Origin of the sequence: Marinobacterium aestuariivivens, from assembly GCF_042661465.1 — a bacterium.
Classification (GTDB): Bacteria; Pseudomonadota; Gammaproteobacteria; order Pseudomonadales; family Balneatricaceae; genus Marinobacterium_A; species Marinobacterium_A aestuariivivens.
Genome location: NZ_JBHSWE010000001.1, coordinates 2,443,935 through 2,463,167 on the forward strand (window position 1 = coordinate 2,443,935; position 19,233 = coordinate 2,463,167).

General features: G+C 64.2%; 12 protein-coding genes and 5 pseudogenes. 10 read left to right on the forward strand and 7 right to left on the reverse strand.

The window, feature by feature from the left end; translation table 11 throughout:
• Positions 1 to 121: 121 nt before the first annotated feature.
• The 7 genes and pseudogenes from ACFQDL_RS12660 to ACFQDL_RS12690 form a co-directional block, all read right to left on the reverse strand.
• Positions 122 to 991, reverse strand: coding sequence for a transglutaminase domain-containing protein (locus ACFQDL_RS12660; RefSeq protein WP_379913058.1), 870 nt, complete (start codon positions 989 to 991; stop codon positions 122 to 124).
• Positions 904 to 2,232, reverse strand: a complete 1,329-nt coding sequence (locus tag ACFQDL_RS12665) for a TgpA N-terminal domain-containing protein (protein ID WP_379909328.1) — start codon at positions 2,230 to 2,232, stop codon at positions 904 to 906. Before ACFQDL_RS12665 ends, ACFQDL_RS12660 begins: the two co-directional genes overlap by 88 nt.
• Complete coding sequence (locus ACFQDL_RS12670; protein WP_379913060.1) at positions 2,222 to 3,445, reverse strand: DUF58 domain-containing protein; 1,224 nt, start codon at positions 3,443 to 3,445, stop codon at positions 2,222 to 2,224. The genes ACFQDL_RS12665 and ACFQDL_RS12670 overlap by 11 nt, the downstream gene beginning before the upstream one ends.
• On the reverse strand, positions 3,442 to 4,398 hold the full coding sequence (locus ACFQDL_RS12675) for an AAA family ATPase (protein WP_379909329.1): 957 nt from the start codon (positions 4,396 to 4,398) through the stop codon (positions 3,442 to 3,444). Before ACFQDL_RS12675 ends, ACFQDL_RS12670 begins: the two co-directional genes overlap by 4 nt.
• 853 nt (positions 4,399 to 5,251) lie before the next feature.
• Positions 5,252 to 5,431: pseudogene (locus tag ACFQDL_RS12680) on the reverse strand (DUF3726 domain-containing protein); the annotation flags it as partial.
• A 10-nt stretch (positions 5,432 to 5,441) separates the two neighbouring features.
• Positions 5,442 to 7,151: a hypothetical protein gene (locus ACFQDL_RS12685; RefSeq protein WP_379909330.1), complete on the reverse strand. Its 1,710-nt coding sequence runs from the start codon at positions 7,149 to 7,151 to the stop codon at positions 5,442 to 5,444.
• A gap of 308 nt (positions 7,152 to 7,459) precedes the next feature.
• Positions 7,460 to 8,353, reverse strand: coding sequence for a LysR family transcriptional regulator (locus ACFQDL_RS12690; protein ID WP_379909331.1), 894 nt, complete (start codon positions 8,351 to 8,353; stop codon positions 7,460 to 7,462).
• Positions 8,354 to 8,446: 93 nt separating this feature from the next.
• Here ACFQDL_RS12690 and ACFQDL_RS12695 point away from each other — a divergent pair.
• The 10 genes and pseudogenes from ACFQDL_RS12695 (at position 8,447) to spoT (ending at position 19,181) form a co-directional block, all read left to right on the forward strand.
• A pseudogene (locus ACFQDL_RS12695) lies at positions 8,447 to 9,885 on the forward strand (aldehyde dehydrogenase family protein).
• Positions 9,886 to 9,899: 14 nt separating this feature from the next.
• Positions 9,900 to 10,890: pseudogene (locus ACFQDL_RS12700) on the forward strand (dipeptidase).
• 131 nt (positions 10,891 to 11,021) lie between these two features.
• Positions 11,022 to 12,538: pseudogene (locus ACFQDL_RS12705) on the forward strand (BCCT family transporter).
• 73 nt (positions 12,539 to 12,611) lie between these two features.
• A complete protein-coding gene (locus tag ACFQDL_RS12710; RefSeq protein WP_379909332.1) occupies positions 12,612 to 12,992 on the forward strand; it encodes a RidA family protein in 381 nt (126 codons plus the stop codon).
• 471 nt (positions 12,993 to 13,463) lie between these two features.
• Positions 13,464 to 13,541, forward strand: a pseudogene (locus ACFQDL_RS32950) (hypothetical protein); the annotation flags it as partial.
• A gap of 3 nt (positions 13,542 to 13,544) precedes the next feature.
• Positions 13,545 to 13,682: a hypothetical protein gene (locus ACFQDL_RS12715; protein ID WP_379909333.1), complete on the forward strand. Its 138-nt coding sequence runs from the start codon at positions 13,545 to 13,547 to the stop codon at positions 13,680 to 13,682.
• A gap of 26 nt (positions 13,683 to 13,708) precedes the next feature.
• Entirely contained in the window at positions 13,709 to 15,946 is a 2,238-nt protein-coding gene (locus tag ACFQDL_RS12720) for an ATP-binding protein (RefSeq protein WP_379909334.1), read from the forward strand.
• A 155-nt stretch (positions 15,947 to 16,101) separates the two neighbouring features.
• Positions 16,102 to 16,725 (forward strand): guanylate kinase, encoded by a 624-nt coding sequence (gmk, locus tag ACFQDL_RS12725; protein ID WP_379909335.1) that lies wholly within the window; start codon positions 16,102 to 16,104, stop codon positions 16,723 to 16,725.
• A gap of 57 nt (positions 16,726 to 16,782) precedes the next feature.
• A complete protein-coding gene (rpoZ, locus tag ACFQDL_RS12730) occupies positions 16,783 to 16,995 on the forward strand; it encodes a DNA-directed RNA polymerase subunit omega (RefSeq protein WP_379909337.1) in 213 nt (70 codons plus the stop codon).
• A 62-nt stretch (positions 16,996 to 17,057) separates the two neighbouring features.
• The gene (gene spoT, locus ACFQDL_RS12735) at positions 17,058 to 19,181 is read left to right on the forward strand and encodes a bifunctional GTP diphosphokinase/guanosine-3',5'-bis pyrophosphate 3'-pyrophosphohydrolase (RefSeq protein ID WP_379909338.1); all 2,124 of its coding nucleotides are present in this window, start codon (positions 17,058 to 17,060) and stop codon (positions 19,179 to 19,181) included.
• Positions 19,182 to 19,233 lie beyond the last annotated feature (52 nt).

Genomic DNA, 19,233 nt, shown 5'->3' on the forward strand with positions numbered 1-19,233 from the left:
CCGGGTGTTGAGGCGCTGGTCATTGGCACTGCTGAAGAGCTGTCGCGTCCCGGTCACTCGGCGCCATGCGGGACTGTTCCGCATCGACGACAGTATAGACGCTGATCAGCGGGTGTTAGCGCTAGAGCCAGTCGATCTCGTCGGCCAGACGGCGGATCCGGCGCCAGTGGAGCAGGGCCTCGTCCGGGGCCAGCGCGGAATGTCCGGGAGGGCCGTAGCGGCAGTCGTTGAAGGCTTTGAGCACCGGTATCAGCGCGGCTCGCAGGGCCGGTTCGCCGTCACCCAGCCGCCGGCCGTACTCGCTTGCCGTTTCGTGGCGGTCGCGCGGCAGCCGGCGCCGATGCAGCCAGCGCTCCAGGGCGGCATAGAGGTGGAGGGCGGCCCGCTCGGGATCGTGCCGCAGCCGGCGTCGCAGCTGCCAGTCCTGCAGGCCGTCGCCGATCCGACGGCGGAACAGCCAGGCCAGGCCGAGCAGGAGCAGTACCAGCAGTCCGGCGAGAGCGGCCGGCAGCGGATGGCTGGCCAGCAACAGTTTCAGTTCCAGCAACAGCCGGACCAGGACCAGGGCCGTTTCCAGCGCCAGCCGCTCTAGCGGCCCGGTCTCGGCCAGTCGCAGTCGCAGCAGCAGGAAGCGTTCGGCGTTTTCCAGCCAGCCGGGCTCACCCAGCGGGTCCGGCCGGTCGGTGACGGCAAAGGCGATCCAGCCGTGGCGCGCCTGCCACACCTCCGGCCAGACGATGCCGTGGTCGGTGGTGACCTCGATCTGGCCGGACAGCGGATGGCGCAGGTTGGAACGGTAGCCCTCGACCATGCGCGTCGGCGTATCGAGGCAGCGCAGCATCAGGGCGAAGGCGGAAAGCCGCTGGCCCTCGGTCAGGCGTCCGCTATCGAACAGGGCCTTGGTCAGGTCGCGCTCCGCCGGCGGCGCCCCGGGGGGCGGTGTCGGAAAGGTCTCAACCAGGTAGCGCTCGATGGCCCGGGCCGCGGCCAGGGTTCACGGCCGCCGCCGATCGTCCCGGCCAGCGTGCAGATCGATTCGCTGCCGGCAGGCAGGCTGCGATAGCCGGGAAGCTTTGCCGCCTCCATCGAGACGCGGTGGCCCTGCAGCGTCGAAACGCTGGATTTGACACGGTAGCGCAGGCCGGGACGCAGCGGCTGCGGCAGCTCGATGGCGCCCCGGGCGTCGAGGCGCAGAACCCGGCTCGGAATCTCGATGCGGTGGGGGACCGGTGCCAATGGCAGGGCCTGGTCCAGCTCGGCGAGCACTTCGATGGTGTGGCGAACCGGTGCCGAGCTGCCGGTGGGTGCGCGTTCGAAGAGACCGTCTCGCAACCGGACGTAGCGCGCGGGTGCCGGGGAGCGGGACCAGCTGTCGCCGTTGAACTGATCGAAGACACGGGTGCGCAGATGCACCGGTTCATCGCTCGTGACGCTCAGCAGCCGGCGCGGCGGATCCTCCGGCGCGCCGGCGAACAGGTTCAGCTGTGGCTCCGGCTCCGCGGCGGGCCCTGGCCCCGTACCCGTACCGCTGCCGGCTTCGTTGCCGCCGGGCCCCCGGTGCGGGCGTTCGTCGGCCGTGGCACGGGCCTCCCAGCGCGGATCGCCATAGGGCTCGTCAGTGCCGACCGGGACCAGGGCGTAATAAGGTGCCGGCGGTTGCGGCAACAGCCAGTAGAGCAGCAGGGCCAGTGCCAGTATCGCGATCGAAACCGGCAGCGCCGCCAGCCAGGCGCCGCTGCCGCTGAAGCCGTCGACCCTTTGGCGGACCCGGGCCAGCTGCAGTTGCATCAGCACCAGTACGGCACTGAGCAGCCAGGCCGACAGCAGCAGCCGGAAGCCGGCCTGCGGATAGAGACCGGCACCGAACAGCACCGGACCCAGGCTCGCCAGCAACAACATGAACACCTCGCGCGGCTGGCTCAGGGTGAAGCAGAGCGCCAGCATCGTGAAGCAGACCAGCAGCAGCATACCGCCCAGCAGATCGCCCTCCAGCACCCTCGGGATGCAGAGCAGCAGGGCGACGGCCGCCGACAGTAGCCGCAGCGCCCGGATCCAGCGCCGTGGCCGGCGGCTGTGGACAAAACCGCAAAAGAGGGCGAAACCGGTCAGCAGGCTGAGCAACGGAGCCGGTCCCGCACCCTGGTTCAGTCCCATCGACCAGCCTACGCCTGAGAGGCTGAGGTTGAGCCAGAGCAGCAGGTAGAGGCCGGCACCGAAGGGGTCATGACTCAAAGATCCCGCTGAGGTTGTCGCCGGCGCGCACGCAGTAGAGGCCCGGCCGGCTGGCCAGGTGGCCGTCATCGGCCGGGCGGGCAGAGCGGCCGGCGAAACTGGGGCCGTCGAACAGCACCTGCAGCGGCGGCAGGTCGGCGCCCGGCACAACGCTTTGCAGCAGCGGCGGCAGCTCGGTGCCGGTGCGGGTATGGAACAGCATCAGCCGGCACTGGCGGCCGCCGTGCTCGAAGGCCGCGCGGATCGCCTCGCCGTAGTCGCGGTCGCTGTCGGCCTCGACCGCCGCCAGCGCCTCCAGCAGACGACGCAGGTGCAGCGGGCCCCGGTCGGGGGCGAGCCAGTGCAGCTGCTCGCGCATCTGGCAATAGAGCCCCACCCGATGGCCCTGGGCGAGGGCGCAGCCGGCCACCGAGGCGGCGATGCGGACCGCATATTCGAAGCTGCTCTCGCGGCCTTCGCCAAGGTTGGCCGCCCCGTTGCTGTCAAGCACCAGCAGCAGCTCGGTATTTTCGAGCTGCTCGTACTCGCGCACGATCCACTCCCCGCGCCGGGCCGAGGCGCGCCAGTGGATATGACGGCGGCTGTCGCCGCGGCGGTATTCGCGGATGCCGGCATAGTGGTCGTGGCCGCGGCTGGCCGGCGCGATCTGGTGGCCGTCGGTCGGGTAGCCGCTGCGACCGGTGAGGTCGACATTCGTCAGTGGAAAACGGCGCGGCAGCACGACGATCCGGGCGCTGCTGTCCGGTACGGCATGACCCGTGCTGTGCAGCGCCAGCGGGAAGTCCGAGCGCAGGTACAGGGGGCCGATCCGGTGATGGCCGCGGCGCTCGCAGCGGATGCGGTAACTGAACGGCCGGCGGCCGGCGAGGCGGGCGATCAGCACGCTGTAGTCGTCCCGGTCGAGGAACGGCAGGCGATCGACGACCTGCAGCATGTAGCGGGCAAAGAGCCCGGTGCAGCTGAGCGCGAGGCGCACCTCGATCTCGTCGCCCTCGGTCGCCTCGGCGGGCAGCTCGCGTCTGACCGCGACGCCACGGGTGTTGTGGCGCGGCAGCAGATAACCGGCGACCAGGGTCGCCAGCAGCAGCACGCCGAGCTGGTAGAGCTGGGCGATGCCCTGGTTCCAGGCCGCCAGCAGAATTCCCAGCGCCAGCAGACCGAGCCAGGGACCGGGCGAGTGCCACCAGGCTGCGGTATCGGCGCGGCCGCTCACAGCGCCTGCGCCTGCTCGAGGACCGGCGGTTCGACCTGGCGCAGCAGCTCGGCCACCAGGTCCTCGGGCCGGCGTCCCTCCAGCCGGGCCGCCTGGCTCAGGATCAGCCGGTGTGCCAGTACCGGTACCGCGACCTTGCGTACCTGGTCGGGACTGACGTAATCGAGTCTGTCGATCAGCGCCGCGGCTCTGGATGCCTTCATCAAGGCCAGGGCGCCGCGCGGGCTGGCGCCAAGTTCCAGCAGCGGATGCTGGCGGCTGGCCTGGACCAGGTCGGCGATATAGCCGAGCACCCTGTCGTCGATATGGATCCGCTCGACCGCCTGCTGCAGCTCGCGCAGCCGGGCGATGCCGAGGCAGGGTTCGAGGCTGTCGATCGGGTGGCCGCTGTGCTGTTGCTGCAGGATGCGTATCTCGGCGTCGCGGTCCGGGTAGCCGATCGACAGGCGCATGAAAAAGCGGTCGAGCTGCGCTTCCGGCAGCGGATAGGTGCCGTGAAACTCGATCGGGTTCTGGGTCGCGATCACCATGAACACCTCCGGCAGCGGCCGGGTCAGGCCTTCGGTGGTGACCTGGTACTCGGCCATGCACTCGAGGAGGCTGGACTGGGTGCGCGGCGAGGTGCGATTGATCTCGTCGGCCAGCAGGATGTTGCAGAACACCGGCCCCGGCATGAACTCGAAGCGGTGCTCCTGCTGGTTGAATATCGAGACACCGGTGATGTCCGACGGCATCAAGTCCGGAGTGCACTGGATGCGCCGGAAATCGAGGTCGATGCTGCGGGCCAGCGCCCGTGCCAGCATGGTCTTGCCGAGACCGGGCACGTCCTCGAGCAGCAGATGGCCGCGGCACAGCAGGCTGACGAGGCTCAGGGTCAGGACGCGGCTCTTGCCGACGATGGCGCGCGCCATATTGGCGTGCAGGTTTTTGAAAAGGTGTTGATGTTCGCTCATCCCTGGATCTCCCGTAGCGAAACGAATACAGGAGGCGCGATGGCAGGGGCGCATCGTGGAAAATCGACCGTCCTGGTCGTTGCTGGCGGAACCTCCTGTTCCTGAAACGCAGATTAGACCATGGACGGTCTGTATGCAGCAATTGCAGGAGCAAATTGCTGCTTAGACCATGGACGACGGAAGGCCGCCCCACGGAACGCCGCCCGGTCTCTATGCAGCAATTGCAGGAGCAAAAACACCGCCCCTGCATCGAGGGGCGGCGAGGCCTTGGGGCCTGGTGCTCGTCAGCGGCCGCCGGCGCCCGGCGGGAACGCTCGGTGTTCTCGACCAGGATGCCGGTACCGATGCGGTTGATCTCGTCCCAGAGGTCGCCATCGATCTCGATGCCCCGATCGACGCTGTGCTCCTTGTTCAGGGCCAGCTGTTGCGGGCTGACATGGCGGGCATTGCGGTTGCCACGGGACTGCTGCAGCGAACTGTTCAGGTCGACCCGGGAGCTGCAGATAATGGTCAGGGTCTGACGCTCGTCCGGCTCACCCTGCAGGCTGGTGGTCGCTTCGCTGTAGCTCGGGTAGCGCTCGCCGGCGCGGATCGCGGCGGTATGCTCGGTCACGGTCCGGCTGCCGTTCTGCCAGTAGGCGACCACGCTGATGCCGCGACGGCCGCAGTCGGTCAGCGCCTTGAGCACGAACTTGCGGTTGTGGCAGTTGTGCACCGTGACCGTGGACAGGCTGCTCTCCAGCGCCTTGGCATGGGCCAGGTCGACGGCGGCGGCGATGCAGTTGAGGGCGCTGCGGCCGTTGCTGTCGATAATCGCCGAGGTGCTGTCCTCGTAGACCACGGTGCTCAGCGGCTTGTCGCTGTCGAGGTCGATGTAGGGCAGCGCGCGGCGCAGCTCGCCGAGGCCGTCGAGGCCGTGCTTTTCCAGCCAGAGGATCATGTTGGCGGCATCCTCGTAATTGCCGACGAAGTAGCCGGTGGCCTCGAAGCAGCGGCGCAGCGCAGCCTTGAGTTCATTCATCGATACGTGCATGGGGCTCTCCTCAGCGCTGCGGGGCCAGCGGCATAAACCAGTCGTCGTTAAAGGTCCGGCCGATCTCTTCCATCAGCGGCGCGCCCTGGAACATGGTGTTGCGCACCCAGAGGCGTGAACGTGGATCGAACTTGCTGACGCCGAAGAACGCCAGTTTCGCCCGCAGCAGGTGCATCGGCAGCACGTCCCGGTCCAGCAGGTTGGCCTGGATGTCGCCGTAGACGCAGCGGTTCATGCTCTGGATCCGGCGCACGATGCCGCGCAGCTTGGGGCGCGCGACCATGAAGCGTGCGGTGGTATGGTCCGGGTGCTGCTGCACGTACTCGCACAGCTGGTCGTAGCATTTGCGCACCGCATAGGCGACCCCGAGGGCCATCTGCTTTTCGCGTCCCTCGTCGCAGGAGGCGCTGCCCAGGCGGGGCTCCATCTTTTCTTCCGAGCGGTACCAGAAGGTCTCGCGAGCACCATCGGCGCCGAAGTCGATCTGCAGCGTCCAGTCGTAGCGCTGTTCGATCACCTGCTGCAGCTCACGCACCGGCATCAGCGGATCGAGGTCGAGGTACTCCTCGGCACTCATGTAATCCTCGAGGTCCTCGACCAGCTCCGGGTACAGTTCCAGCAGGATCGAGACCAGCAGTTCCTGTCCCTGCAGCGAGCAGTGACCCTCGCTCCAGCGCAGCAGCTGGTCCCAGGACTCGAGACCCGCGGTGACCCGGTTGTGCAGCGCTTCGAGGTCCTTCAGCACCTGACGGTTGTTGTCCGACTGCCACGGGTCTTCGGTGACCGTATCCTGCATATGCGAGGTACAGCGGTCGATCAGCTCGCGCAGGTCCAGGCGTCTGCGGTCGTCGAGCTGGCCCAGTGTACGCACCCGTGCCAGTGCCAGTTCACGCATCTCGACCCAGCGGTTGATCAGCTGCGGATGGTTGATCAGATAGGGCGCCATACCGAGGCCGGTGGAGTTGCCGATGCCGAAGTAGCGCTTGATTTCGGGCTCCATCGACCGGAAAGTCTCGGGCGCGCGATGGCGGGCGATATGCTCGGCCTGGAGCAGACTGAAGTTGCGCAGCATCCAGCAGACGAACATCTCCGCCGAGAAGGGACGGGCGAAGTCGGGGAAATGGCTGCTGACCTTCTCCCAGTCGGCCATGCCCAGTTTGCCGCTGCCGTAGACGGCGGTGGTCCTGTAGAGGTAGCCGACGCGGGCGATCTGGGCCACATCGGGCTGGCGGCCGGCGGACAACTGCTCGACCACGGTATCGAAGTTGCGGGCGCTGCGGTTGGCGCGGGACAGCACCAGTACCCGGGCATCGACGCGGCCGGCTTCCTGTTTGGGCACGTTCTGGCGCAGCTGCTCGAGATATTCCGGCTCTACGCTGCCCGCGACCAGGGCCATGGTCAGGTCCCATTGGGTCGCGATGACGCGGTCGTTGCGCTCCTCGGGCGACAGGTAATCCGAAAACAGTACGAAGCTGAACAGGTCATGGGGCGTGCGAACCTCGTAGACAACCGTGCCGTAACCCTGGTCGTCCAGCTCGAAGTGCGCGGGGGCGATCTGCCAGCGTTCGCGCATGATACGGCGGATCAGAATGCGCATGAAACTCAGCCGGCTCTGGTGCATCGCACCCAGGCGCTCGAGCTGCATGACCTGGCTGGTCGGGCGCAGCGGCAGGGCATTGTCGCCCCGCAGGGAGGCGTTAATGGCTGCTGGCGTCGTCATTATGGTTGTCCTCGCTAGTTTGGATGTCACATCGTGTATAACAACCGGTCCGAAGGCCGGCGACAGCATAGATGTGCCGAAACGCTGCGCTGCGCATCCCTGGCGGGTTTCGGGTCTAGTTATTCTTAACGGTGCCGTTCATATCGGGCCCCGGTGGTAAGGACATCATCGGGTATTGCGGCGAGGCTCATCAAATCAAAAGGTTCTATCGTCTGATAAGTCGAACTTATCAGGTTGTGCAAGGTATTATTTTTTTTAACGTAAAAGGTTGGCCAAGCCTGTCCCGCTCGGCCAACGGCGGCGGACAGCTACTGCGGGCTGTTGGCAAGAATAAAGTCGACCAGTGCCTGGGCCGGAGGCGTCAGTGACTTGTTGCCAAGCTGCACGATGCCGGTGTGCCGCAGGATTGTCGGGTTCGTCAGCGGCACGAAGCTCAGGGTGCTGCTCTCCTTCGGAAAGGCGTACCAGGGCAGGGTGGTGATGCCGAAGCCCGCCTCCAGCATCGCGATCAGCGAGATCATGTTGGAAATATAGAACTGCGAGTGGCCGAGCAGCGGGCGGGCCTCGCTGTCCTCCAGCAATGCCGAGGTGCCGTTGCTGATCAGACGGTGCCGGCGCAGTTCCTTCCAGTGCACGCCTTCTTTTGCCGCCAGCGGGTGGTCGTTGGGGCAGACCACCCCGACCTGATCCTCCCATATCGGCCTGAAGGACTTGTCGCTGTGCTCCTCCTCGTGGAACAGGCTGGCGATGCCGAAGTCGACCTGTTCGTTCTCCACCATCCGCAGCACGGCGGCGGAGTTGTCATCGAAAAAGCTGATATGCAGGTCGGGGCTGTCGGCGACAAAGCGCAGCAGCAACTCCGGCAGCACCCGGCTGGCGATCGACGGCACCGACGCCAGGCGCAGATGTCCCTTCTTGTGCTCGGACAGCAGCGTCATATCCTCGGCAACGCGGTCGTGATGGGCGATCAACTCCCGGGCCTTGGGCAGGAACAGCTGGCCGAACGGCGTCAGGTCGGTCTTGGCCGTTCTGGCGTTGCGCTTCTCGAACAGCGCTTCGCCGAGCTTGTTTTCCAGGTCGCGGATCGACAGCGAAATTGCCGGCTGGGTGCGGTGCGCCTTTTCGGCGGCGGCGTGAAAGCCCTTGAGCTCTGCGACCCAGACGAAGTGCCGCAACTGGGCAATCTTGAACTCCGGCAGCATGATAAGAACCTCTTATCGAGTGATATTTTTTATTAACTTTTGTTATTAAATCATGGTGCCTATGATGATTCCAACCAGCTTCAGGAGGTCATCATGTCGGATTCAATTTTTCGCAACTACATCGCCGGTGAATGGGTAGAAGGCAAGGGCACGATCGCCAATGTCAGTCCGGCTGACAGCCGCGATGTCATCGGCCATTATGCGCAGGCGGACGCTGCCCAGACCGAGGCTGCCATCGAGGCCGCGATCAAGGGGCAGGAAGAGTGGCAGAAAAGCGGCCTCGAACAGCGCTACTCGGTGCTGATGGCGATTGGCGACGAGCTGATTGCGCGCAAGGATGAACTGGGCCGCGTACTGGCCCGTGAAGAAGGCAAGACCCTGGCCGAAGGCGTGGGCGAGGTTTATCGCTCCGGTCAGTTCTTCCATTATTACGCCGCCGAAGTGCTGCGCCAGATGGGTGAAACCGCCGATTCGGTGCGCCCCGGCGTCGAGATCGAGACCCGTCGCGAGCCGGTCGGTGTCGTCGGCATCATCACCCTGGAACTTCCCCGTCGCCACCGGTGCCTGGAAAATCGCGCCGGCACTGGCCTTCGGCAATGCCATCGTCTTCAAGCCGGCCAACCAGGTCCCGGCCAGCGCCTGGGCACTGACCGAGATCATCTCCCGCCAGGACTGCCGGCCGGCACCTTCAACCTGGTCATGGGGCCGGGCGCCGAAGTCGGCGATGCGCTGATCAACTCCCGCAAGATCAATGCCCTGACCTTTACCGGCTCACTGGAAACCGGGCGCAAGGTCGCGGCCGCCACGGCAATCAACCTGGTCAAGTGCCAACTGGAGATGGGCAGCAAGAACGCCCTGGTGGTGCTGGACGATGCCGACCTGGAAACGGCCGTCGAATGCGCCGTCAACGGTGCCTTCTTCGGTACCGGTCAGAAGTGCACCGCGTCGTCGCGCCTGATAGTCACCGAAGGTATCCATGACCGCTTCGTCGAGGCCGTGATCGAGCGCATGAAGAAGCTGGTGGTGGGCCATCCGCTGAAAGAGGGCGTGCATATCGGCGCCGTCGCCGACGGGCGCCAGATGGAGCAGAACCTGAAGTACCGGCAATCGCCCGGCAGGAAGGGGCGACCCTGGCCTTCGGCGGCGAGGTGATCAACGAGGAGACCGAAGGATACTTCCTGCAGCCGGCGCTGTTCACCAACACCCGTAACGACATGACCATCAACCGCGAGGAGGCGTTCGCGCCGATCGCCAGCGTCATCAAGGTGAAGGACTTCGAGGAAGCGCTGGCGACGCTGAACGACACGAACTACGGCCTGACCGGCGGCATCATCACCCAGTCGCTGAAATATGCCAGCGAATTCAAGCGTCGCGCCAAGACCGGCTGCGTGATGGTCAACCTGCCGACCGCCGGTACCGATTACCACGTGCCCTTCGGCGGTCGCAAGGAATCCAGCTTCGGTCCCCGTGAGCAGGGCGCCTATGCGAAAGAGTTCTACACCCTGGTCAAGACCACCTACATCCGTGCGTAACGGAGGCCGCTGCCATGCATAACGAGCTGATAGTGATCGACGGTCTGCAGTATTCCAACTGGAACCGCGAGATCTTCCAACAGCTGCGCGAAGGGCGTGACGATGGTGCATGCCACCATCGTCTACCACGAGCAGATCCGCGAGACGCTGCTGCGGATCGCCGAATGGAACCGCCACTTCGAGCAGAACGGCGATCTGATCATGCCGGTCAAGAGCGCGGCGGATATCCGCCGCGCCAAGGAACTGGGCAAGGTCGGCATCCTGTTCGGCGCCCAGAACTGCTCACCGATCGAGGACGATATCGGCATGATCGAGGTGATGCGCGAGCTCAACCTGATGATCATGCAGCTGACCTACAACAACCAGAGCCTGCTGGCCTGCGGCTGCTACGAGGCCGAGGACAGCGGCGTCACCCGCTTCGGCCGCCAGGCGATCCGGGAGATGAATCGGGTCGGCATGATCGTCGACATGAGCCATAGCGGCGAGCGCAGCACCCTGGACGCGATCGAGATCTCGGAGCGACCGGTGGTGATCTCCCATGCCAATCCGTCGAGCTTCCACGATGCCAGGCGCAACAAGTCGGACAAGGTGCTCCGGGCGCTGGGTGAATCGGGCGGATTGCTGGGCTTCAGTCTCTACCCGTTCCATCTGCAGAACGGCTCCGACTGCAGCCTCGAGGACTTCTGCGACATGGTCGCCCGTACCGCCGACCTGATGGGGATCGACCATATCGGCATCGGTACCGACCTGTGTCAGCAGCAGCCGCTGTCGGTGCTGGAGTGGATGCGCAACGGCCGCTGGTCGAAGGAGAAGGATTACGGCGAGGGCTCCAGCTCCAATGCGGACTGGCCGCGGCCGCTGTCCTGGTTCCGCGACAGCCGGGACTTTCCGAACCTTACGCAAGGACTGCTGGCACGGGGCTTCGGGCCCGACGAGGTTGCCCGGATCATGGGACTGAACTGGCTGAACCTGCTGGAAGACGGCCTGTCGCCCGAGATCCGTTGATTATCCCGGGCGTTGCGCGACCGGTGCCTGCACCCTGAGCAATAGCCTGATTCGGCAATAAATATAAGAGTCATCAGGAGAACCTTATGAGTAATGTTTCCCAGGCTTCGCTGAGCGTTCCCGAGAACGCCATGACCCGGAATCGCTGGTTTGCCGGTGTCGATATTCCGGTCTTTCTGATCAGCGGCGGCGCGCTGGTGCTGTTCGTGATCGCGGCGCTCTACGATATCGAAATGGTGTCGAGCTGGGTGAACAGCGCCTTTGCCACCTCGACGAAATATTTCGGCGCCTACTGGCAGGTGCTGCTGCTGCTGACCTTCGTCATCGGGCTGATTCTGGCGCTGGGCCGCACCGGCTCGGTGGTCATGGGGGCGTGAAAACGCCCGAGATGAGCGGCTTCAAGTGGGTCGCGGTAATCATGTGCACCCTGCTGGCCGGCGGCGGCGTTTTCTGGGCCGCCGCCGAACCGATGGCGCACTTCACGTCGCCGCCACCGCTGTTCGGCGGTGAAACCGGCACCCTGGACGCCGCCTACAATGCCCTGGCCCAGAGCTTCATGCACTGGGGGTTCCTGGCCTGGGCGATCCTCGGCAGCCTGACCGGCATCGTCTACATGTACCTGCACTACGAGAAGGGTCTGCCGCTCAAGCCCCGCACCCTGCTGTACCCGGTATTCGGCGACCGCGTGATGACCGGCACCTTCGGTGCCATCGTCGACGCCTGCTGCGTACTGGCGGTGGTCGCCGGGACCGTCGGGCCGATCGGCTTCCTCGGCCTCCAGGTGAGCTTCGGCCTGGAGAAAATGTTCGGCATCCCGAACGAATATTCGACCCAGGTCGCGATCCTGGTCGGCCTGATCGCCATCTATACACTGTCGGCGGTCAGCGGCGTGACCCGTGGTATCCAGATGCTCAGTACCGCAAACGTCATCCTGGCCGTGGTGCTGATGCTGTTCATCCTGGTATTCGGTCCGACCGCCTTTATCGTCGACGGCTTCCTGCAGTCGTTCGGCATCTACCTGCAGGAGTTCATCCCGATGGCGACCTTCCGTGCCGATACCGGCTGGCTGGACTGGTGGACGGTGTTCTTCTGGGGCTGGTTCCTCGGTTACGGTCCGTTGATGGCGATGTTCGTCGCCCGTATCTCCCGTGGCCGCACCATCCGCGAAATGATCCTGCTGATCTCGGTTGTTGCGCCGGTGATCACCTGCTTCTGGTTCACCATCGTCGGCGGCAGCGGTCTGGCATTCGAACTGGGCAACCCCGGTGTGGTTTCCGAGCCCTTCACCGGCTTCAACCTGCCGGCGGCGCTGCTGGCGATCACCGAGCAACTGCCGCTGGGTGGCCTGGTCTCGGCGCTCTTCCTGGTGCTGACGGTGATTTTCGTCGCCACCACCGGCGACTCCATGACCTATGCGGTATCGATGGTGATGACCGGTACCGACCATCCGCAGAGTGCCGTACGCATCTTCTGGGGCGTAATGATGGGGGTCGTCGCCGCACTGCTGATCTCGATCGGCTCGGGCGGCATCTCGGCACTGCAGTCCTTTATCGTGGTAACGGCCGTGCCGGTTTCGCTGGTGCTGCTGCCGTCGCTCTGGAGCGCGCCGAAGATCGCCCGCCGGATGGCCGACGAACAGGGCCTCTGATTCGCCTTGCAACCCTTTGTGGAGCGGCTGCGGCCGCTCTCTTCGTTTCACAACCGGAGTCTGCCGAAATCTTATGAAACAAGTCGTCAAAACCGATCTCTTTGCCTCCAAGGCCCCGCTGGAGTGGGCCACCATCGCCAACGGCCAGCTCTATACGGCACAGATTCCCATCGATGCCGGTGGGCAGGTGGTCGGGGGCGGAATCGAAGCCCAGGCCCGTCAGACGATGGACAACCTCAGGCACACCATCGAGGCGGCCGAACTGACCATGGCCGATGTGACCCAGGTGCTGATCTACGTCACCGACCGCAGCCAGCTGCCGGTCTTCAATGCCGTTTATGCCGAATACTTCGAGGCACCGTACCCCAACCGGGCGGCGATGATCGTGGCGGGCCTTGCGCGCGAAGAGATGCTTTGCGAAGTGGTGGCCTACGCTGCCGTCCCCGCTGCCTGATCCGGCGGAATTGCCGGGAGGCTCGTCCAGAGTCTCCCGCTGCTGCGGCCCGTCGACTTCCCGCGGTGTCGAAATGCCGGTCAGTTCTGTATCAATCTTCCTGCCGAAGCGGGAAAACCTTCAATCCGGCTTGCGGCCCGTTGCGCTTTTTTCCGATAATTTGGGATGCCCGTCTGTTGGAGAGTCCCATGCTCTGGTTGCGTTCGCTGCTGATTCTGCTTTTGCTTTCACCGCTGCTGCCCGTCTCAGCCGGCGAGCTCGCGGTCCCCGAGGGGCCGGTGATCCTCACGGTCGAAGGCGCCATCGATCATACCAATGGCGACGGCTGTGCGCGTTTCGACCGCACCATGCTCGAAGGCCTGCAGCAGAAGCTGGTTCGCACCCGAACCCCTGGACCGATGGCGTCAATGATTTCGAGGGCCCCTGGGCCGCGCCCTGCTGGAAGCGGTCGGTGCCCGAGGCGATACGCTGCTGATTACGGCACTGAACGATTATCGTGCTACGGTTCCGGTGGCGGATCTGTGGGCCCACGATGTTATTCTGGCCCTGAAGATGAACACCGAATATATGCGTATCCGTGACAAGGGGCCGTTGTTTCTGGTGTATCCCTTCGATTCGGATCCGGCACTGAGAACCGAGGTCATTCAGAACCGTTCGGTTTGGCAGATCAAGCATATTCTCGTCAAGTAACCACCAGGGATAGCGGGGAGCAGGGATTGGGATATCTGAAATCGGCATTGGCCGCGATGACAGCCCAGGGCCGTCGCTTTCTGCTGCTGCTGGCGGTGTCGGTGCTGTTTCTCGTAGCCGTTCTTGCGCTGCTGCTGCTGCTGGTCCAGCGCCAGCAGGTCGTGCTCAGCGTTGCCGAGGAGGATGCCCTCTGGGCCGCGTATCAGATCGACCGCGAAAGCCTGAAGCTGCAATCCGGGCTGCAGCGCCTCGTCGAGACGCCCGGGGACGGGCGCCTCGAGGAGGTACGGTTGAGGTTCGAGATCCTCTACAGTCGCATCAGCTTGCTGGACAAGGGGCAGCTGCACGATGTCTACAGCCGGGATGCCGAGGTAAAGCAGGTGGCGGACCTGTTCATCGCCGAAGTTCAGACGATGGACCGCCAGATGTCCCGGCTGCAGGAACCGGGCATGCCCGCGGCACTGCTGCAGCGGTCCGCGCTGATCAGCGAGCATGCCGATGAGCTGATTCTGCAGGTGCTGTCGGCGCGGGCCGAGCTGAAAACCGAGGTCCGCAACGAGACCCTCATTATGCTGGGCTATCTTGGCGTTCTGGTGGTGCTGCTGATGTTCAGCATGGGGACCCTTGTCCTGCTGCTGTTCCGCCAGATGCTCGCGGAACTCCGGTCGCGGGAGCGGGCCGAGCAGCTGGCCGTGCAGTTGCGTGATTCCGTGGCCCGCGCCGAGGCGGCGAGTCAGGCGAAGACGGAGTTTCTGGCGACCGTCAGTCACGAGATCCGCACGCCGATGAACGGCATCATCGGCATGACCAGTCTGCTGCTCGACACCCGCCTGGACCCGGAGCAGCGTCGCTTTGCCGCGACTGTCGGCGAGTCGGCCGAAGCGCTCTTGAAAATACTCAACGATATTCTCGATATCTCCAAGATGGAGGCGGGACACTTCGAACTGGAAAGCTCCGCCTTCGACCTTGAGGAGCTGCTGGAGACCGTCGTCGAGCTGCAGCGCAGCCGTTTGCAGCACAAGCCGGTCAGCCTGCGGCTGGAGGTCGACGAAGGGCTGCAGGGACGTTACGAAGGCGACCCCGGACGCCTGCGACAGGTACTGCTGAACCTGATCGGCAACGCGGCGAAATTCACCGAGCGCGGCCATATAAGGGTGCGGGTTTCGCTGGATGCACTCCGGCAGGGAGGCTGCGACGAGCTGCTGTTCGAAGTCGAGGATACCGGTATCGGCATTGCGACAGAGGTGCAGCCGAAGCTGTTCGGCATGTTCGTGCAGGGAGACGCGTCCACGGCGCGGCGTTACGGCGGCACGGGCCTGGGGCTGGCGATCTGCAAGCGCCTGGTCGAACACATGAATGGCGAAGTCGGCTTCGACAGCGAGCCGGGGAGGGGCAGCCGCTTCTGGTTCCGGCTGGGCCTCAGGCCCGCGCCGGCCACGGCGTCGGTGCCGCCGGCCACAGCCACGGTCACGGCCGCCGCCGGCAACGGTGGGGCGCCTCTGCGCGTCCTGGTGGTGGAAGACAACAGCGTCAACCAGCAAGTGGCATTGGGGATCCTCAATTACCTCGGCCACGAGGCCGATCTGGCCGGCGACGGTCTCGAGGCCCTGGAAATGCTCGAACGGCAGCGCTACGACCTGGTGCTGATGGATGTGCAGATGCCCAATATGGATGGTCTCGAGGCGACCCGGGCCATCCGTCGCCTGCCGGCCCCGCTGGGGCATATCGCCATCGTCGGCATGACCGCCAATGCCATGAACGAGGACCGTCAGGCCTGCATCGATGCCGGTATGGACGATTATCTGTGCAAACCGGTGACCCGTCAGCGCCTGCAGGAGCTGCTGTCGCAGTGGCAGCCGGCGCTGCCGGATGCCCGGCCGCAGCAGACCGGCAGCGATGCGGCGGACGCCGTCGGGACGGAGCTGATGGACCGCCATGTGCTGGCGGACCTGAGGGAGATGATCGGCGAGGAGGGCTGCCGGGAACTGGTCGAAAGTTTCAGGGGCAGCCTGGCCGGTTACCGCAGCCGTATCGAGGCCGCCTTCGCTGCCGGTCGCTACGACGAGGCCGCCAGGGTCTGCCATACCCTCAGGGGTACCGCCGTCAACCTGGGTTTCATGCCGCTGGTGCAACGGCTCACCGAGTTCGAGGCACAGCTGCGCGGCGAGCAGCCAACAGCGGCTGCGCTGCAGTCGCTGATGCAGGCAATCGAGGCGATCGAACAGGTGCAGAGTGAACAGTTAATAGATAACAGTGAACAGTGAACAGTGAGCAGTTAATAGTTAACAGCGCTGGTTACCATTCGCATGACCGCTCACCACTCACTCACCCTCACCGCCACGAAGCGCCATCTGAATTCGCAGCTCGATTGGTTTATCATAGGCGCCTGTTGAACCTTGCAGTCAATCCGGAGTGGCGCATGAGCCTTAAAGGAACCCTCTATATCGTCTCGGCACCTTCGGGCGCCGGCAAGACCAGCCTGGTCAGACAGCTGCTGGCACGTGACAGCCTGGTGCGCGTCTCGGTTTCCCACACCACCCGTACGATGCGCCCCGGCGAAACCGACGGCCATGACTACAACTTCGTGACGATGGAGACGTTCAACGCCCTGATCGAAGAGGGCCGGTTCCTCGAGTTCGCCGAAGTGTTCGGCAACAAATACGGCACCTCCCAGTGCTGGGTTCAGGAGCAACTGGACCAGGGCATCGACGTGATTCTCGAGATCGACTGGCAGGGGGCGCAGCAGGTGCGCCGGCTGATGCCCGAGGCGGTGTCGATCTTTATCCTGCCGCCCTCCCGCGAGGCGCTGCGCGAACGGCTCACCGGCAGGGGCCAGGACGACGAGACGGTGATCGACGGGCGCATGGCCGAGGCGGTCAGCGAGATGAGCCATTTCGGCGAATACGACTACCTGATCATCAATGACCGCTTCGAGCAGGCGCTCGGTGAACTGCACGCGGTGCTGGTGGCGCGTCGGCTGCGGATGGATGTGCAGCAACACCGTCAGCTCGAGCTGATCGGCGGGCTCTTGTCAGAGCAGTAGCGGTAGATTAAAATCCCCGGTCTTTTTGTTTTCGCAATTGCCTTTTCGAGGTCCCTGATGGCACGAGTAACCGTTGAAGATTGCCTGGATAACGTTGATAACCGCTTCGAACTGGTCATGGTCGCTGCCAAGCGTGCGCGCCAGCTGGCGGTAGGCGGCAAGGATCCCAAGCTGGACTGGGAAAACGACAAGCCGACCGTGGTCGCGCTGCGTGAAATCGCCGAAGGTCTGACCGACAAGCGCGTGCTGGACGATATCGACGAAGACTGATCTTCCCGAAAGCCTTCTGATACGGCATCATTCCCGGTATAGCCTTATTGACCGGAGCCTCGATGCCGACGATAGACGCACTCTCTCAGCGACTGACTGAATACCTCGATCCGGATCAGATCCAGAGGGTGCGTCGTGCCTACTACTTCGCCGAGCAGGCGCACGACGGCCAGCGCCGCAAGAGCGGCGAACCCTACGTGACCCATCCGCTTGCCGCCGCCGGCATTCTTGCCGGCATGCACATGGACCATCAGAGCCTGATGGCGGCCATGCTGCATGACGTCATCGAAGATACCGAGATCAACTACGACTCCATCGAGTCGCAATTCGGCATTGCCGTGGCCGATATCGTCGACGGCGTCTCCAAGCTGACCCATCTGGAATTCGAGACCAAGGCCGAGGCCCAGGCCGAGAACTTTCAGAAGATGGTGCTGGCGATGGCCGAGGATATCCGCGTGATCCTGGTCAAGTTGGCCGACCGGCTGCACAACATGCGCACGCTCGGCTCGATGCCACCGGTGAAACAGCGCCGCATTGCCCGCGAAACCCTCGATATCTATGCCCCGATTGCGGCCCGTCTCGGCATGCGCGACCTGCAGGTGGAACTCGAGGACCTGGCGTTCCAGGCCTACCACCCGATGCGCTCGAAATATATTCGCCGCGCGGTGGTCAAGGCGCGTGGCCAGCGCCGTGACATCATCAGCGAGATCCAGCAGACCATTCAGCGACGCCTTGACCAGGAAGGGCTGCCGGGCACGGTCAGCGGGCGCGAAAAGCACCTCTACAGCATCTATCGCAAGATGCGCATGGAGCGCAAATCCTTCGCCGAGATCATGGACGTGTTCGCCTTTCGCATCGTCACCGACAAGGTAGACGACTGCTACCGCATTCTCGGCGCGGTGCACAACCTCTACAAGCCGGTGCCGGGGCGCTTCAAGGACTATATCGCCATCCCGAAGGCCAACGGCTACCAGTCGTTGCACACCGATCTGTTCGGCACCCGCGACATCACCATCGAGGTGCAGATCCGCACCCGCGAAATGGACGCCGTGGCCAGTCAGGGCATCGCCGAGCACAGCCACTACAAGGCCTACGGCGACTCGGACAGCGCCATCGGCTCCTACAACCGGGCGCGCAAGTGGGTCCAGGGGCTGCTGGAGATGCAACGCAATGCCGGCGACTCGATGGAGTTCATCGAGCACGTCAAAAAGGACCTGTTCCCGGACGAGGTCTATGTGTTCACCCCCAAGGGGCGCATCCTCGAGCTGCCGCGCGGCGCCACGGCGGTCGATTTCGCCTATGCAGTGCATACCGATATCGGCAACTCCTGCGTCTCCTGTCGCATCAACCGGCGGCTGGCCCCGCTGTCGGCACCGCTGGTCAGCGGCTCGACCGTCGAGATCATTACCACGCCCAGTGCGCAGCCCAATATGGCCTGGCTCAATTTCGTCGTTACGGGCAAGGCCCGTGCCAGCATTCGCCACTTCCTCAAGAACCAGCAGCGTCACGAGTCGATCGCGCTGGGGCGGCGGTTGCTGAACCAGTTTCTCGGCAACTACGGCATCAGTCTCGACGATGTCGAAAAGAAAAAGCTGCGCCAGCTGCTGAAGGAGGCTGAGTTGCGCTCCGTCGAAGAGCTGCTCGAAGATGTCGGTATGGGTAACCGCATGGCCTATGTGGTGGCGCGGCGTCTGAGGCCGGAGACGCCGCTGGAAGAGGGAGAGCCGGTGCCGGGGAAGCGCGGCACCAGGCCCATGGCGATACAGGGCACCGAGGGCATGGTGCTGCACTATGCCAAGTGCTGTCACCCGATTCCCGGCGATACCATCATCGCCCATATCAGCACCGGCCGCGGACTGGTTATCCATCGCGCCGATTGCCGCAATATCGGCTACCTGCGCGATGATCCCGAAAAATGCATCTATCTGGAGTGGTCCAAGAGCATCGAAGACGAGTTCCGGGTCGGCCTCAAGCTCGAAGTGGTGTCACAGCGCGGCATCATCGCCAATCTCGCCACCACCGTGGCCACTGCCGGCGCCAATATCATCAAGATCGACAGCGGCGAGAAGGACGGTCAGCTTAGCCAGGTCACACTGGATATCTCGGTGCACAACCGCGTTCATCTGGCCTCGGTGATGAAGAGTCTGCGGGTATTGAAAGCGGTCAGTCGTATTCACCGACAATAGACCGGGGACGGCGTGGCACCCTGTTGCTATGCTGTTAAGCTTATACGGCGGT